10 protein-coding genes are annotated in these 16,304 nt (G+C 36.7%); 1 reads left to right on the top strand and 9 read right to left on the bottom strand.

Annotation, left to right across the window (positions count from 1 at the left end; translation table 11 throughout):
- Nucleotides 1-12: 12 nt before the first annotated feature.
- The 7 genes from ACNQF6_RS15390 to ACNQF6_RS15360 form a co-directional block, all read right to left on the bottom strand.
- Nucleotides 13-1,980: a glycoside hydrolase family 127 protein gene (locus ACNQF6_RS15390; protein WP_417966872.1), complete on the bottom strand. Its 1,968-nt coding sequence runs from the start codon at nt 1,978-1,980 to the stop codon at nt 13-15.
- A 22-nt stretch (nt 1,981-2,002) separates the two neighbouring features.
- Nucleotides 2,003-2,989, bottom strand: a complete 987-nt coding sequence (locus ACNQF6_RS15385) for an arabinan endo-1,5-alpha-L-arabinosidase (RefSeq protein ID WP_417966870.1) — start codon at nt 2,987-2,989, stop codon at nt 2,003-2,005.
- A 10-nt stretch (nt 2,990-2,999) separates the two neighbouring features.
- The gene (locus ACNQF6_RS15380; protein WP_282713479.1) at nt 3,000-3,995 is read right to left on the bottom strand and encodes a glycoside hydrolase family 43 protein; all 996 of its coding nucleotides are present in this window, start codon (nt 3,993-3,995) and stop codon (nt 3,000-3,002) included.
- A 90-nt stretch (nt 3,996-4,085) separates the two neighbouring features.
- Nucleotides 4,086-5,708 (bottom strand): arabinan endo-1,5-alpha-L-arabinosidase, encoded by a 1,623-nt coding sequence (locus tag ACNQF6_RS15375; protein WP_417966867.1) that lies wholly within the window; start codon nt 5,706-5,708, stop codon nt 4,086-4,088.
- Between the two features lie 12 nt (nt 5,709-5,720).
- On the bottom strand, nt 5,721-7,268 hold the full coding sequence (locus ACNQF6_RS15370; RefSeq protein WP_282713482.1) for an alpha-N-arabinofuranosidase: 1,548 nt from the start codon (nt 7,266-7,268) through the stop codon (nt 5,721-5,723).
- An 85-nt stretch (nt 7,269-7,353) separates the two neighbouring features.
- A complete protein-coding gene (locus ACNQF6_RS15365; RefSeq protein WP_417966866.1) occupies nt 7,354-8,901 on the bottom strand; it encodes a RagB/SusD family nutrient uptake outer membrane protein in 1,548 nt (515 codons plus the stop codon).
- Nucleotides 8,902-8,930: 29 nt separating this feature from the next.
- Entirely contained in the window at nt 8,931-11,975 is a 3,045-nt protein-coding gene (locus ACNQF6_RS15360) for a SusC/RagA family TonB-linked outer membrane protein (RefSeq protein WP_417966865.1), read from the bottom strand.
- A gap of 626 nt (nt 11,976-12,601) precedes the next feature.
- Between ACNQF6_RS15360 and ACNQF6_RS15355 the strand changes: the two genes are divergently transcribed.
- Nucleotides 12,602-13,291, top strand: a complete 690-nt coding sequence (locus ACNQF6_RS15355; RefSeq protein WP_417966863.1) for an NUDIX hydrolase — start codon at nt 12,602-12,604, stop codon at nt 13,289-13,291.
- A gap of 186 nt (nt 13,292-13,477) precedes the next feature.
- Here ACNQF6_RS15355 and fsa read toward each other — a convergent pair whose 3' ends face one another.
- Nucleotides 13,478-14,134, bottom strand: coding sequence for a fructose-6-phosphate aldolase (gene fsa / locus ACNQF6_RS15350; protein WP_121340722.1), 657 nt, complete (start codon nt 14,132-14,134; stop codon nt 13,478-13,480).
- Nucleotides 14,135-14,154: 20 nt separating this feature from the next.
- Entirely contained in the window at nt 14,155-16,194 is a 2,040-nt protein-coding gene (locus tag ACNQF6_RS15345) for a transketolase family protein (protein ID WP_417966861.1), read from the bottom strand.
- Between the last annotated feature and the right edge of the window lie 110 nt (nt 16,195-16,304).

Genomic DNA, 16,304 nt, shown 5'->3' with positions numbered 1-16,304 from the left:
CTCTTTGTCTTTTTACTCTTTGTAATCAATCCAAACTTTCATTTTTCCAACGCCTCTGTTTGACCAGGAATAATACGGAATGGCTTTTAATTTTTGTGTTTGGATTGTATTTACACCTTCTAAAAGGTTTTCTTCTTTTTTAACTTTGAAAGTATCGTTTGCACCAATGGTTATGGCGTCGAAATTAGTAGCATTATCAGCTTCTTCAATTGCATATACAATAGGTCCGTATTCCAAAGCGACTTTCCCTTTGTTGCCTTCCACCTTCGCATTGGTTACTACTTGTTTTACTTCCATTGGGAAATCAAGGACAATTTTTTCCCCTTTTTTCCATTTTCGGGTAATGGTGATGTATCCTTTATCTTCTTGGTATGCAAATGCTTTTCCGTTTATAGTAACGGTTGTTTTTGCAGTTGAGGTAGTCGCATAAGTATATAAATCTCCCGGTAAAACCTGATTTCTCGCCCAACTTGGAATGCGTAATTTTATAGTAAATTCACTTTCTTTTTTTGGAGAAATAGTAAGGGCAACTTTTCCGTCCCAAGGATAATTGGTTTGCTGTGAAATTTCTAAATCAGTTTTGTCCAATGTTATTTTCGCTGTATTCGAAGCGTATAAATTCACATAAAGTACGTCTTTACTTTTAGAATATATCAATCCCGGAATCGAAGGGATAAATCGAATCAAATTCGTTGGACAACAAGAACAGTCAAACCAAGATTGACGCGTGCATTCTCCGCGGTTGAATTTATAAACACCATCCGATTCCAATGCATTTGGATAAAAGAATTTTTTTCCGTCCAATGACAATCCCGAAATCAATCCGTTGTATAAAGAGCGTTCAATCACATCAAAATAATCGGAACTTCCAGAAATATTATGCAGTCTGTGGTTCCAATACACATTTCCAATTGCAGCGCAAGTTTCGTTGTAAGCGGTAAGATTGGGTAATTCGTAATTTTCGCCAAAAGCTTCTCCATCGTGTTTCGCACCAATACCTCCGGTGATGTATGTTTTTTTATTGACCATATTATTCCACAAATGATTTACCGCATTCCCGTAAGCAGCATCATTTTCTAAAGTAGCAATATCCGTCATTCCAGCATACATATAGACTGCTCTTACGGCATGTCCCACCGCTTCTTTTTGTTGAACAACAGGAATGTCATCTTGGGAGTACGCACCGTATAAGGTGTGGTTTTTTGGATTTCCGCGGTTGTCCAAAAAGTATTTTGCCAAGTTCAGATAGGCTTTGTTATTGGTAACTTGGTATAGTTTTACCAAACCCGTTTCTACAATTTGATGTCCTGGAACACTATGAACTTGATCTGCTCTGTCGCCAAAAGTGCGCACTAACATATCCGCATTTTTGATGGCAATGTCTAAGAATTTTTTCTTTCCAGTAGCTTCGTAATGTACTACAGCCGCTTCAATCAGATGACCGGAATTGTACAATTCATGACTGATTTGAAGTGATTCCCAACGCTTTCCTTCAATCACGGGAACCCATGGAGCTGGCGGTTTCGCAGGATTTATGGTTCTCCAAGTGGTTAAATAACCGTCTTTTTCCTGACCAATTTTTACAATGCTAATTAGTGAATCTAATAGTATTTCGAGTTTTGGATTGGGTTCACTAATCAAAGTATTCGAAGCGCCTTCGATAATTTTATAGACATCGGTATCGTCAAAAGGCATTTGCCCTTTTACAGTTCCTTCCATTTTACCACCTGCAATTAAAAAGTTGTCCATGCGGCCTTCTTCTTCACATTTGTGGATAGCGTATTCGATGGTTTTTTCTTGTATTTTCTTGATGATGGGCAACCAAAAAGCATCAGTAACCTTGACATTTTGAATGTTTACTGGAGTGATGCTATAGCCTGACTTTTTTGACGAATCCGATTTTTTGGAACGCTGTTGGCTATGTCCATAAACGGTCATTAATAAGGAAGCTGCTAGTATTATTTTTTTTATAAAGGTCATTTTGCCTAGTGTTAATCTGTTTTTAATTCAGTGGTTCCACAGAAGGCCATAAATCAGTATCCCATTGTAATTGCTTTATTTTTAAAACAGGTCTTCCGTTTTGCTTGGAATCATACGCATGAAAAATGATATAATCTTTGCCGTCAAAAGTATAAGCGCTGTTGTGACCGGCTCCATACCAATTTTCGTTTCCTTGTATGAGTAAAGTTCCGCCGCCTTCGTTTAATGATTTCCCGTCTTTATCCACGTAAGGACCGGTGATGCTTTTAGACCTTCCTACGACTACTTTGTAAGTGCTTTTTTCACCTCGGCAACACAAATCCCAAGAAAGGAATTGATAATAATACCCGTTCTTTTTGAAAATAAATGGAGCTTCAAGTGCGCCATCTCCCGGATCAGTATCCGCTAATTCGAAGGTTCTTTTGCGTTTTGAAATGGTAGACCACTCTTCGGGTTTTGCAACTGATTTTAAATCGGAATTTAATTTTACCATTTTCAAACCATTCCAAAAAGAACCAAATGCCAACCAAGGCGTGTTGTTGTCATCAAAAGTCAAATTGGGATCTATGGCATTCCATAAATCACGATTGGGTACTGATTGAATTACAATTCCGTGATCGACCCATTTGTAGGCTGGGTCTTTTGGGTCTAAAGTAGTATTTGTTGTCAATGCTATCGCCGACGTATTTTTTGCGAAAGCAGAAACCGAATAATACAAATAATAAGTGTTGTTGTGAAAAGAAACATCCGGTGCCCAAATATGGTTGTCAAAATTTGGGACTACTTTATCTACCCAAACCGGTTTTTCTTTGAAAATAGCGGGTTCCGGCTGCCAGTTTTTTAAATCTTTGGAACTAAAAACACTGATTCCTTTTCCGGTGCAGTATAAATAGTAGGTGTCTTTTTGTTTGATCATTACAGGGTCGTGAACGGTAATGTCTTGCGCCCAAGCGGAAGCCGTCATGATTAGTAAGAGAAGTAACGGTTGTATTTTTTGATATAATTTCATGCTTAATTTTTTATTTTTGAATACCTTCTGTAGTCATAATTACACGTTTCAGCGTTCCATCTTCATTGTAATACAAACGGTCTATGCATACTGATCTTCTGAAACTACCACCGTTGGGTTGAGTCGCGCCATTGTGATAAATGAAATAATCTTTTCCCTTGAACTCAATAATCGATTGATGGTTGGTATTTGAGTTTCCAGCTATTTCATTTAGTATTCCTTTGTATTCCCATGGCCCGTTGATGGATTTACTCATGGCATAAGCGATTTTTTCAGGAAACTGATACGCATACGATAGATAATACCAATCCTTTTTTTTGTGAATCCAAGGCGCTTCGGTGAAATTTGGTAAAGAAATGGTTTGAATGGGACCATCAAGTTCTACCATGTTTGCTTTTAATTTTGCGTAATGACAAACAGTATTTCCCCAGAATAAGTAGGCTTGACCATCATTGTCTATGATAACAGTTGGGTCAATATCGTCCCAGCTAATACTGGTTTTGGTTGTCATGTCATTAGTAATAATGGCTTTTCCTAATGCATCTTTGAAAGGACCTGTTGGACTGTCAGAAACAGCCACTCCAATTGATTTTCCTGGAATCGTTCCATGTTCAACCGTAACATACCAATAGAATTTTCCGTTGCGTTCAATGACTTGAGCTGCCCAAGCATCGGATTTTGCCCAAGCAAAATCAGTTACTTTTAGCGGAACCGGATGTTCTTGCCAGTTCACCATATCTGATGAGGAATATACCAGCCATTCATTCATTTTATAAAAATTGAAATCATTTGGCGCTTCATCATGACCGGCATAGAGATAAACTTTGTCTTTATACACCAAAGCCGCAGGGTCGCCGGTGTACTTGTCTTTTATGACTGGGTTGTTGATTTGAATGGATTGACTCGGATTTCCATCATTGGCGGAAGCCGTAACACGATCTGTTTTTATAGTTTTACAAGAGGAAAGAAATGCTAGAAGCAATAGGGTTGTAATTGTATTTTTCATTTTGATTTTTTCTGTAAAAGCATGAAAAGGGTGTTTTATTTGTAACAGTTGCCTTTCTCAATGATGCAAAAAGGCAACGGTTTATATTTATTAATCAATCTTTTTACCCCAAACTGGTGCTCCAGCTGTTGTAAATCCTGAATAGGTGATGGTGACTTTCCTAGTAGCTCTTTCCCAATCCCAGGCATCGCTTACTTTACATTTTACACCGTTTACAGTTAGTGTTTTGTTTGTACTGTCATACGACCAGCTTCCTGTGGCGCCACCACTTACTTTTTTGTCGGCAGTTAGGTATATAGTTGCTGATTTTTGGATGACTTTGTATTGGTAATTCATTGTGATTTGTTCCCAAGTCCCTATAAAGGAGGCTTCGGTAACGGTGGTTTTTGGCACTCCTGCATAGCGCTCCGGAGCAACTACTGGCCAACCGTCTTCGGTCCATTGAATTTCTCGAACGTGACCCATCATTACAGCATTAGAAACATTAATTCCGGGTACACCTTCTGGCAAGCGAGCTTGAGAGGCATAAAACCATTCTTTGGTTTCCGGATTTTGAAAGATAGAACAATGCGAAAATCCAACCCATCCTGTATGATTGTTAAAGGAATAGGGATGTGTTAGCATGGGCCAAGCATCGGCTCCATTGGTGACATCGGCTCCATTGATTCCAAGGTAAGGTCCCATAATATTTCTGGAACGGGCAACACGAGTATTGTATGGTACATCAAGTCCGTCATAAGCCAAAAATAAGTAATAATAACCCGTGTTTTCGTTGTATATAATCTCTGGCCCTTCTGACGCTTGCCAACGACTAGCTCTATTACGAGTGGCGATGCGGGTTCCATAATCGCTCAATGTTTTTAATTGATCTGGTTTTCCGGTTATAGGATTTAATTTTAAAGCGGCAATACCGGAATGCCAAGAGCCGTAGATTAAATAGTGTTCTCCTTGTGGAGTAATAGTAAAAGTAGGGTCGATGGCATTGAATTGAAAATACGCATTTTCCCAATTTCTGGTACCTGTAAAAGAATACGGTTTTGCACCATCTGGCTCAGAACAAACAACCATTCCTTTGTCTACCCAAACATTAGTGGCTAAATCATTGGATTCAGCCAGTCCAATAAAGGCTCTTTCTGACCATGAATAGGTGAAATCAGCACCTATAATTGGTTCATCTACTACAATGCTGTAATACATTCGGTATTTGCTGCCTACTTTTTTGATGTAAGGTGCCCAATACCCATAACGTGGATTTGTAATAGCGGGCAAAGCAGGAACCATGCGCGCTCTTTTGTTGTTCAAAGAATCTTTTACCCAAGCTGGAGCTTGCGTCATTGCTGCACCCATGTATTCCCAAGTAATTAAATCTTTAGAACGTCTGTATGGGAAATGGCCTTGGCCATCAGCAGCACCACCATAAGAAGCATCGGTTTGATACATATAATAATATTCGCCACACTTTTCAACAGAAGGATCATGTACGTTAGCCAAATTCCATTGAGAACGATTACTCCAAGAAGAAATAGGAGTGTAATTGTCCGGATACGTTGGTCCGGCAAAAGTACTCGGAGTTGGCGTAGGAACAGGAACGGGAGTTGGCGTTGGTGTAGGGTCTGAAGCTGGATCATCGCCAGAACAACTGCTAATGGAAACAGCAATTAAAAAAGGCGTCAGATACAAAACTAATGTTGAAAGGAATTTTGAATTTTTCATTATTATGTTTTTTTATTTGGTTTCTAAAACCACTACAGTAAATGCAGGGATAGTGATTTCCAGTTTACCCTTTTTTGTTTCAAAACCTTTGAAAACGGCAGGTTTGATTTTTGACGGGTTATCAAATGTGTTGTGGTCTTGTAATTTTGGTGATGCCAGAATAGTTCCGGTAACATTTTTAATTCCAAGTTCCTGCATGTCAATTTCTATTTTGTGGTCTTTTTTAGAATCAATGTTTACCAATGAAATATGAATTAGTCCGTTTTTATCTTTGGATGCCGAAGCGGATAAAGCAGGAAGTTTTTCACCATTGTGTGTGTATGATGGAGAATTAATCGTCATTGGTAATAATTGTGCATCGTGATGTACGGTGTACATTTTCATAACGTGATACGTTGGCGTAAGCAACATTTTTTCGTTCTCAGTTAAAATAACAGCTTGCAGTACGTTTACAGTTTGAGCAAGGTTTGCCATTTTCACTCTTTTAGAGTGATTGTTAAAAATATTTAGTGTTGTACCCGCAATCATAGCATCTCTCATGGTGTTTTGTTGGTATAGAAATCCAGGATTTGTACCTTCTTCTACATCATACCATCCGCCCCATTCGTCAACAATAAGTGCTACTTTGTTTTCTGGATCGTATTTATCCATAATGTCAGAGTGTTTGGTTACTAATTCTTCCATTTTAAGTGCAGTTTGCATGGTTGCAAAATATTGTTCCTCGTTAAATTTAGTTGAAGACCCTTTCTTTTCCCATTTTACAAAAGAGTAGGAGTGAAGCGCAACGCCTTCAATTAAACTTTTAGGAATATCACGCATTAAAACTTCGGTCCAGTGGTAATCAGCAACATTTGCTCCTGAAGCAATTCTGAAAAGTTTATCGTTATTAGACCAATCGGTCATGAACGTAGCATATTGTTTGTAAAGGTTCGCATAATATTCCGGTGTCATATTTCCGCCACATCCCCACATTTCATTTCCTACTCCCCAAAAAGTAACACCCCATGGTTTTTCGCGATCATTCTTTTTTCTAAGCTCAGACATTGGACTACCGCTGTCGTGGTTTACATATTGTACCCATTGCTCAAGTTCCTGAACGGTTCCACTACCTACATTGCTGGCCAAGTATGGTTCTGTACCCAATACTTCACATAAATTTAAAAAATCGTGTGTTCCAAAACTGTTGTCTTCAGTAGTTCCTCCCCACCAACGATTTACAATACTTGGTCGGTCTTCTTTAGGTCCAATACCATCTTTCCAGTGGTAAGTGTCCGCAAAACAACCTCCAGGCCATCTTAAATTTGGTATTTTTAATTCTTTTAACGCAGTAATAATATCGTTACGAACTCCTTTTGTATTTGGAATAGAACTTTTTTCGCCAACAAAAAACCCACCATAGATGCATTTTCCTAAATGCTCAGCAAAATGTCCGTAGATGTGTTTGCTGATAGTTGGTCCATCATTACTATTTTTTAAAGTAAGTACTGTTGTTTCTTTTTGTGCAACAATAACTTGAGTACAAAAAGTAAAAATAAATAAGATTAATAGGATTTTTTTCATGTTGTTTTTAAGTTATAATATCATGTAGTAAGCTTTTAGTAAGCTTACTACATGATATTAAAATTCTAACTAAATCAAATAAATATTAGTAGCCACTGTTTTGAATTGTTCCTGGATTGTTATCCATTTCCAATTGTGGTATTGGGAAAAATTCTCTTCCTGTTGCATAAGAGTTGAATTCAACATCTCTTGTTTTCAACCAAGCTAATTTTGCAGGATCTTGTAACCATCCCCAACGACGAATATCATCAAAACGGTGTCCTTCTAGCGGGAATTCTAAGAATCTTTCATGTCCAATTTGCTCTCTCATTGCAGCTTGGCTTAGTCCTGGTTTTGCTGTAGCTAAATTAGGTAAGCCAACTCTGCTTCTTACCATTTGAATATAAGTGTATGCACCCGGAGTATCGCCAGTTTCATTTAAACATTCAGCATACATTAACAATACATCCGCATATCTCAACAAACGTTCGTTAATACCAGAACGCCAGTCAAATTCGTTTGCATAATTCCCATCAGAATTTTGGTATTTTCTGCAAAACAAGTCATTCAAATCTCCTGGATTACCTGCGTAAAAAGTAGCGAAGTTTTGTCCGTAAAGTTGCATTCCACCTGGTTTGTTATAGAACATAGTAGCGTCTAAACGTGGGTCAGTTGTGTTTGCAGTAGTTTTTTCATCATGGTACTCATTAAATAATGTCCTTGTTGGCTGTACGTCTGTCCATCCAAAAGCTCTTGGTCCGTAAGTAATAGCTCTTGCCGATGTTTTTCCCCATCCAGAAGCCGGAGCACCACCCCAACCTAAATCAACTCCACCTGCATCTCTGCTGAATTGTACTTCAAATAATGACTCTGAATTGTTTTCGTTTGTGTCAGTAAAGTTATCACGGTAATTACCGACTAAAGAATAAACACCTAAATCAATAACTTGTTTGAATGCAATTTTAGCATTTGGAAAATCTTTGGTAAACAAGTACGCTTTCCCTAAATATCCTAAGGCAGCTCCTTTAGTGGCGCGCCCTTTATCATTAATATTAGAGTAGGAAGGAGGAAGTAATTCTGCGGCAGCTTTAAAATCGGCAATAACTTGTGCCCAACCTTCTTGGTTTGTCTTTTGTGGATAGAAAGCAGCAATTTCAGTAGGAAGCGGTACGTTTTGAAACATGTTTACAGCATGAAACAAATACAATCCTCTTAAGAAATAAGCCTGACCAAGAATTCTGTTTTTAAGCGCGGTATCAGTAATATTTATATTAGGTACGTTTGTAAGTACTTGATTAGCGCGATAAATACCTTGATAATACGTTTCGTAAGCCCAGCCATAAATAGCAGAATTTGAAACATTTGAGTTGAAACGACCTACATTGTACATTGCATCCCATGGACTGTTACTTCTGGTGTCATCTCCTTTTAAGTCTAACAATAAAGGAGTGCTTCGCATATAAGTACCATCAGTCAATAAGCTGCCATAAGCTGCATTTACTCCTTTTATTGCGTCCTCATCTGTTTTCCAGAATGAATCAGCAGCGTCATTATTAGGGTCAAGTTGAATTAAATCTTCATCGTTGACACAACTTGTCGTTACCACTGCAAGTGATAAGAAACCAGCCAGATAATTAAATATTTTATATTTCATTTTGATTCGTTTTAATTGGTTTGCTAATTTTAAAAATTCACTTCAAGTCCTAAAGAAATCGTTCTAGGATTAGGGAAAGAACCTCCGTCATATCCTCTAGAGAATGATCCGTCGTTGCTATTAAAATCAGGATCGCTTCCTCTGTATTTACTGATAATTAATAGATTTTGCCCGTTTACAAACAATTTTGCTTTTTGAATAAAACTGGTAGTCGGAACTGGGATTTCATATCCAATTTCCATAGTTTGCAGTTTTATGTAATCTCCATCTTCTATGAATCGGTTCGAATCTCTTCCGTTTGCATTTGGGTCACCAATAATTGGACGAGGAATATCAGTATTTGTATTTGTAGGTGTCCAGTAATTAAGCATATCAGTGCTGTGGTTACCATATTGACCCGACATTAAATTACGGTATATGCTATTGAAAACTTTGTTTCCTCCTGCACCTTGCCAAAACATTGAGATGTCCCAGTTTTTGTAAGAACCGCTAAAGTTCATCCCGTAACTGTATTTTGGAATTGTAACCCCTTGAAAGGTTCTGTCAAGATCACTAATCATTCCGTCTCCATTGATGTCTTTGAATTTAATATCTCCAACTCCAGCATTAGTTTGCGTAGGAGCAGCAGCAAGTTCTGCAGCGTTTTGGAAAATTCCATCGGTTTCATAAGCATAAATTTCACCCATAGATCGACCAACTTCTGTTTTTGAAGCAGCGCCATAGATTGGATTTCCGTTGATACCAATTTGCAATACCTCATTTTTCAATGTTCCTAAATTAGCAGATATGCTGTATTTGAAGGCATTGTTATTGTTGTTGTAGGATGCAGAAAATTCAAATCCTTTGTTTCTCATTGCACCAGCATTTGTTGTAATACTTGCAGGGAAAGCACCAGTAGAAAAAGGTAATGGAACACCCACTAATAAATTAGAAGAATTTTTTACAAAATACTCAGCTGTAAACTGTAAAGCATTATTAAACAATCCAAGCTCAAGAGCTACATCGGTTGTTTTATTATCTTCCCATCTTACATTAGGGTCTAAAGAAGCGACAACTGTTGTTCCTGGAGCCAATTCGTTATTGAAATTGTAACCTGCAAAACTATTGATTGTTGTGGCGAAGAAATAGGCAGGAATTGTGTTGTTTCCTAATTTACCATAACTACCTCTAAGTTTGATTGTGTTTACCCATTCCGGTAAGTGAATGAATTTTTCGTTGCTTAATTTCCAAGCTCCTGAGAAAGAGTACGCATTGGTAGTGTTGTAATTTTCACTAAAAAGAGACGATTTGTCTTGTCTAAAGTTGGCTTGAAACAAATAACGATCATCAAAAGAATAATTGACACGGCTTATGTATGAAGTTCCTGTAATAGCAGTCTCAGACTCACCAGTGCTATTATCATCAGCATATTGTAATTTGCTAATTTCTCCAAAATCATATCCTACACCTCTTGACCAGTGATTGTAATAGTCTTTTCTTTCTTGTACCCAACCTGCCAAAGCATCAAACTTATGTTTATTAATGTCTAATGAGTAGGTTAGTAGGTTGTTAAGGAACGTTTTAGTCTCATTACCAGTTGATACATCTAGAGATGCTTCTTCTTTGGTTGTAATATAATACCATCCTAAGTCACTTTGCGGAACAAACTTTCTATTTAAGTAATCTAATCGATCAAAACTGGCGTCCAGTTTATATTTTAATCCTTTTGCGATTTCATATTCTCCCCAAATATTACCAATGAAACGGTTTCTTTTTCCGTTGTTCGTGATTAAATTATTAAATCCAATAATATTAAGTGAGATTGCTCTTTGAGTTAAATTATCAGTACCTCCGTATCCGCCTAATCTGTTTTCATCATATACTGGCATGGTAGGAATAGCGCCTAATAAAGCTGCGATAGCAGTTTCACCTACATAACTGTTAAAGTTTTCTTTGTCAGATTGTGTGAATCCTATTTTAGTTCCGTATTTAAATTTTCCTTTTTTACCATTCAAATTCAAATTCATAGATAGTCTTTCATAATCTTGAGGAGATTTGATATAACTGCTATTTTTGAAATAATCCATATTCATATTATAGGCTAAATCCTCTGTACCACCATTAAATGCTAAAGAATGATTTTCTATAATTCCAGTTTGATAAGCAGCATCTTGCCAATTTGTGTTTACATCATTAATGTAACTGCTGTTGTTAGGATCATTTCCTGGAGCAACGTTTAATCCAGCATTCAATTCTGCTGCGCTGGTTATGTTTTGATAGCCCAATCTATCCGTTACATCCCAAGTTTTAGCTACGTTTTGAAAACCAACAAGAGATTTGTATTTGATGTTTAGTTTTCCTGCTTTTCCTTTTTTGGTGGTAATGATTACAACACCATTAGCACCACGAACTCCATAAATTGCAGCCGAAGAGGCATCTTTAAGCACCTGCATAGATTCGATATCTCCCGGAGCAAAATCAAACGGTGAGTCTACAATCATTCCGTCTATTACAAAAAGCGGATTGTTATTGCTAAAAGAGTTAAGACCTCTAATTTTAATATTTACAAATCCACCCGGTTCTCCAGAAGATTGCACGGTTACACCTGCAACTTGTCCTTGAAGCATTTTTGCGGCATCATAGGTTACTGTTTTTTTAGCAGATTCCATGTTTACAACTCCAACTGATCCAGAAAGATCTGATTTTTTCTGTGTTCCATATCCAATAACAACGACTTCGTCAAGTGCAGTAAGGTCGTCTTTTAGAGCTACGTTAATTTGGGTTTTAGTGCCCACTGCAATTTCTTGGCTTGCATAACTTATATATGAAAATACAAGGATGTCACTTGGTGCAGCTTTTATAGAATATTGCCCATCAAGATCAGTTGTAGTAACTGTATTAGTTCCTTTGATTAAAATATTTACTCCGGGCGCAGGCATTTTGTCTTTTGCTGAGGTAACAATTCCGGTAACAATTTGAGTGTTTTGAGCTGAAACATTAATAGTTGCCATTAGCATAACTAGTATTGCAAGAAGCCATTCTTTTTTTGGTAATAAAAAATTACAATAAAGAAATAATCGGTGGTTTGTTTTCATTCGGTTATTATTTAGGTTAATTATAAGTGTGTGTTTTACATTTGTAAATTTAATTAAAAAAAATGCACAAAAACAAATTAATATGATAAAAAAAAGAGGAAAAAAAAATACATTTTTTAAATTAAGTGTAAAATTTACATTTTAAAATTATGTTTTTGTAAAAAACGCACCTGTTTTCAGAGTTAATTTGTTTAAAATTTACACTTTATGTGAAAAAACAAACATTTCTACAAAAAATTGCCCATGAAAATTTTTTTATAAAACAGCTGAATAATTGCCTTTTAGATCAGTTTTAATTTGGAAATCACAGGTATATTGTAAAAAAAGCCTTCTTTTTCAAGTATGTTTTTTTGTGAAAAATTAATTTAGCAGTCTACAAATGGCTCTTATTCATCGCAATCGATTGAAATACAAGAAAAAAATGGGTTAATTTGCTGGTTAGAAGTTTTACTATTATCAGTTGAGGAAACCAGTCTCCATAAGATAAAATGTGCGGAATAATATGTAGCGGTTTAGTAAACGAAAAAAATTGGATTACAGGGTTTTGATGTACTAAGTGTGAAATCAACATTAATAAATTATGAAACGTTTAGAGAAGTTTATATATTTACAATAAAAAACACATTATGTTAAATAGTTATAGTTCTGCTGATAAAGTTTTACTGGCAGTGGATTGTATCATTTTTGGTTTTGATAGCGAAGGATTAAAAATACTTTTGATTAAAAGAGATTTTGAACCTGAAAAAGGGAAGTGGTCTTTAATAGGTGGGTTTCTTAAAAAAGATGAAGTACTGGACAGTGCTGCCATCAGAATACTAGATTCCTACACTGGGCTTCAGGATATTTATATGGAGCAGTTGCATGCCTATAGTGAGATTGATCGTGACCCTGTAGAAAGAACTATTTCTGTGGCTTATTATGCATTAATTAATATTGAAAACCATAATGCAGAATTGATTCAAAACTATCATGCACAATGGTTTAGCGTTGCCAATGCTCCAAAATTGATTTTTGACCACGACACCATGTTAAGACATGCCATAAGAAGATTGCGATACAGAACGTCCATAAAACCTGTAGGATTTGAACTTTTACCGGAGAAATTTACGATGCGTCAACTGTTGGAATTGTACGAAGCGATCCTTAGTAAGGAATTGGATAAAAGAAACTTCATCAGCAAAATAAACTCTTTGGATATTTTAATAAAACTCGAAGAGAAAGATATGATGTCCTCCAGAAAAGGATCTTATCTTTATACTTTTGACAAAGAAAAATATGATGCAAAACTCTTGAATGATTTTGTTTTAAACCTATAAGTCATTCATTATAATCATAAACTAAAAAAGGAAGTCTCGTAAATGAGGCTTCCTTTTTTTATAATCATGAAAAAACTATTCTTCAATTCTTTGATTGACTACAACTTCAATGATTTTCAGAATAGTTTTATAAATGCGAACTACTCTTAAAATGGCAAAGTGTAGCCCCAAATAAAATTTAAATTCCTAACTATTTCCTTTATTATAATCTGCCAAGAAAGTAGCCAAACCGCTATCCGTAAGCGGATGTTTCAATAAACCTTCAATTGCGCTCAATGGTCCTGTTATGACATCAGCGCCAATTTTAGCACAATTTAAAATGTGCATGACGTGACGAACGGATGCCGCCAAAATTTGCGTTTCATATCCGTAATTATCATAAATCAGCTTGATTTCGGCAATTAATGCCATTCCATCTGTAGAAATATCATCTAATCTTCCTATGAAAGGCGAAACATAAGTGGCACCGGCTTTGGCAGCAAGTAAGGCTTGTCCAGCTGAAAATACCAACGTACAATTGGTTCTTATTCCTTTATTCGAAAAGTATTTTATGGCTTTTATTCCGTCTTTAATCATTGGGATTTTCACCACGATTTGAGGATGTAAAGCAGCCAGTTTTTCACCTTCGGCAACCATCCCTGCAAAATCTGTCGAAATTACTTCGGCACTTACATCACCGTCAACTAGTTCGCATATTTTTACATAATGAGCAATAATATTGTCGGCACCGGTGATTCCTTCTTTTGCCATTAGCGAAGGATTTGTGGTTACACCGTCTAGAATTCCTAAATCATTAGCTTCTTTTATGTCTTTTAAATTTGCTGTATCTATAAAAAATTTCATGTCTTTATTTGTTTAAATGTTTATTTACTTTCTTCAATGTAGTTTAGGATTTCTGTGCAAACGCTTTCACTTGTAAATCCAAATTTTTCGTCTAAAACACTTGCTGGTGCGGAATATCCAAAATGCTCTAATCCAATTATTTTTCCGCTGTCGCCAATTAACCCTTCAAGATTTACAGGAAGTCCTGCGGTAAGACCGAAAACTAATTTTCCTTTTGGAATAATGCTTTCCTGATACGCTTTTGGTTGTGATTTGAATAATCCTTCAGATATTATTGAAGCTACGTTTATAGTTAGATTTTTTTCTTTTTCTAAAATAATTGCGGCTTCCAAAAGGGTGGCCACTTCTGATCCATTTGCGATTAATGTGATGTCAGGATTTGGTGTAGATTTAACCAGGTAACCTCCTTTTTTAGCTTCGGTTGCTTCTTCATATCTTGAAGTTCTTGTAGCAGGAATGTCTTTTATGTTTTGTCTTGAAAGAATCAAAGCTGTTGGCGTACGGGTATTTTTCAAAGCCATATCCCAAGCGACCGAAGTTTCAATAGCATCAGCAGGGCGGAGTGCTAATAAACTTTGGTTGCCCGAATGGTTTTTTATTTTTTCCAACAAACGCATTTGTGCTTCCTGCTCAATAGGTTGGTGTGTAGGTCCGTCTTCGCCCACTCGGAAAGAATCGTGTGTCAAAACATATTTTACAGGTAATTCCTGAATTGCGGCTAATCGAATGGCAGGTTTCATATAATCCGAGAATACAAAAAAGGTTGCTACTACTGGGATAACACCTCCGTGAAGGGCAATTCCGTTAGCAATAGAAGTCATAGTCAATTCTGCCACCCCGGCTTGTAAAAAGGCACCGCTGAAGTCATTTTTTTGTAAAACAGAAGATTTTTTTAAGAAACCATCCGTCTTATCACTGTTGGATAAATCTGCCGAAGAAACAATCATGTTTTCCACGTGTTCAGCCAAGTAAGCTAAAACTGCTGATGAAGCATCTCTTGTTGCGGCATTTGCTTTTTGGACTACATTACTCAAATCTAGTTCTGGAAGTTCTCCGGATAGAAAGGAGTCCATTTTTTGAGCCAGTTTTGGATTTTCTTTTTTCCAAGTGGCTACATGATGCTTTTTGTAGGCTGCCTCTTCCGATTTTTTGGCTTTTATTTTATCATAATGTGTAGCCACATCTTCATAAATAGCAAAAGGATTTTCAGGATTTGCTCCAAGGTTTAGTAAGGTTTTTACATAGTCGGCTTTAGTGTCCCCAATAGGTTTTCCATGCAATTCACATTCGCCTTCATACATATCGCCATTAGTGGTAACGCAACCTTTTCCCATAATCGTTTTTCCAATTATTAAGGTTGGTTTTTCTGATTCTTCATTGGCTTCGTTCAATGCTTTTCTAATTTGCTCGTGGTCGTGTCCGTCAATAGTGATGACTTTCCAGCCCCAAGCTTCGTATTTCATAGCCGTATTCTCTGAAGTTACTTCATCTGTCATAGACGAAAGCTGTACATCATTCGAATCATAAAACATGATGAAATTATTCAAGCCTAAATGTCCGGCGATTCTACCCGCACCTTGTGAAATTTCTTCCTGAACACCACCATCAGTAATGAAACCGTATATTTTGTGATTAAAAATACCTTTGAATCTGGCATCTAGAAATTTGGCTGCGATAGCTGCACCCACTCCCATTGCGTGTCCTTGTCCTAAAGGCCCGGAAGTGTTTTCTATTCCTCTAAGCACATCTACTTCTGGATGACCCGGAGTTACGGAACCCCATTGTCTGAAGCTTTGTAAATCTTCTTTTTTGTAATTTCCCAACAAATAATATTGGGAATACATCAATGCAGACAGGTGTCCGGCATCCATAAAGAAACGGTCCCTGAATGACCAATCCATTTCGGTCGGGTCAAATTTTAAGTACTCAGTATATAAAATGTGCAAAAAATCAGCACCTCCCATGGCTCCTCCAGGATGTCCGGAATTCGCTTTCTCTACCATTGAAATAGCTAATGCTCTACTATTATCAGCAGCTAAATTGTCAATTTTTTTATTCATGTTTAAATTATAAAAATTAAGTATTTTTTGAATAGTATAATTTGTTTTATTATTTGTGTCCAAAGTTTCATAACGGTTGTAATTTTTTCTCTTTCTAGACTGGAATTAGA

Origin of the sequence: Flavobacterium pasteuri (genome assembly GCF_048286615.1) — a bacterium.
Lineage (GTDB): Bacteria > Bacteroidota > Bacteroidia > Flavobacteriales > Flavobacteriaceae > Flavobacterium.
Note: the sequence above shows the minus strand (reverse complement) of the source record. Positions and strands in the feature narration are given on the sequence as shown.

Bases quoted from the DNA above. Each gene is read 5' to 3' on its own strand.
- ACNQF6_RS15390 (WP_417966872.1), bottom strand. From the start codon at position 1,980: ATGACCTTTATAAAAAAAATAATACTAGCAGCTTCCTTATTAATGACC.
- ACNQF6_RS15385 (WP_417966870.1), bottom strand. From the start codon at position 2,989: ATGAAATTATATCAAAAAATACAACCGTTACTTCTCTTACTAATCATG.
- ACNQF6_RS15380 (WP_282713479.1), bottom strand. From the start codon at position 3,995: ATGAAAAATACAATTACAACCCTATTGCTTCTAGCATTTCTTTCCTCT.
- ACNQF6_RS15375 (WP_417966867.1), bottom strand. From the start codon at position 5,708: ATGAAAAATTCAAAATTCCTTTCAACATTAGTTTTGTATCTGACGCCT.
- ACNQF6_RS15370 (WP_282713482.1), bottom strand. From the start codon at position 7,268: ATGAAAAAAATCCTATTAATCTTATTTATTTTTACTTTTTGTACTCAA.
- ACNQF6_RS15365 (WP_417966866.1), bottom strand. From the start codon at position 8,901: ATGAAATATAAAATATTTAATTATCTGGCTGGTTTCTTATCACTTGCA.
- ACNQF6_RS15360 (WP_417966865.1), bottom strand. From the start codon at position 11,975: ATGAAAACAAACCACCGATTATTTCTTTATTGTAATTTTTTATTACCA.
- ACNQF6_RS15355 (WP_417966863.1), top strand. From the start codon at position 12,602: ATGTTAAATAGTTATAGTTCTGCTGATAAAGTTTTACTGGCAGTGGAT.
- fsa (WP_121340722.1), bottom strand. From the start codon at position 14,134: ATGAAATTTTTTATAGATACAGCAAATTTAAAAGACATAAAAGAAGCT.
- ACNQF6_RS15345 (WP_417966861.1), bottom strand. From the start codon at position 16,194: ATGAATAAAAAAATTGACAATTTAGCTGCTGATAATAGTAGAGCATTA.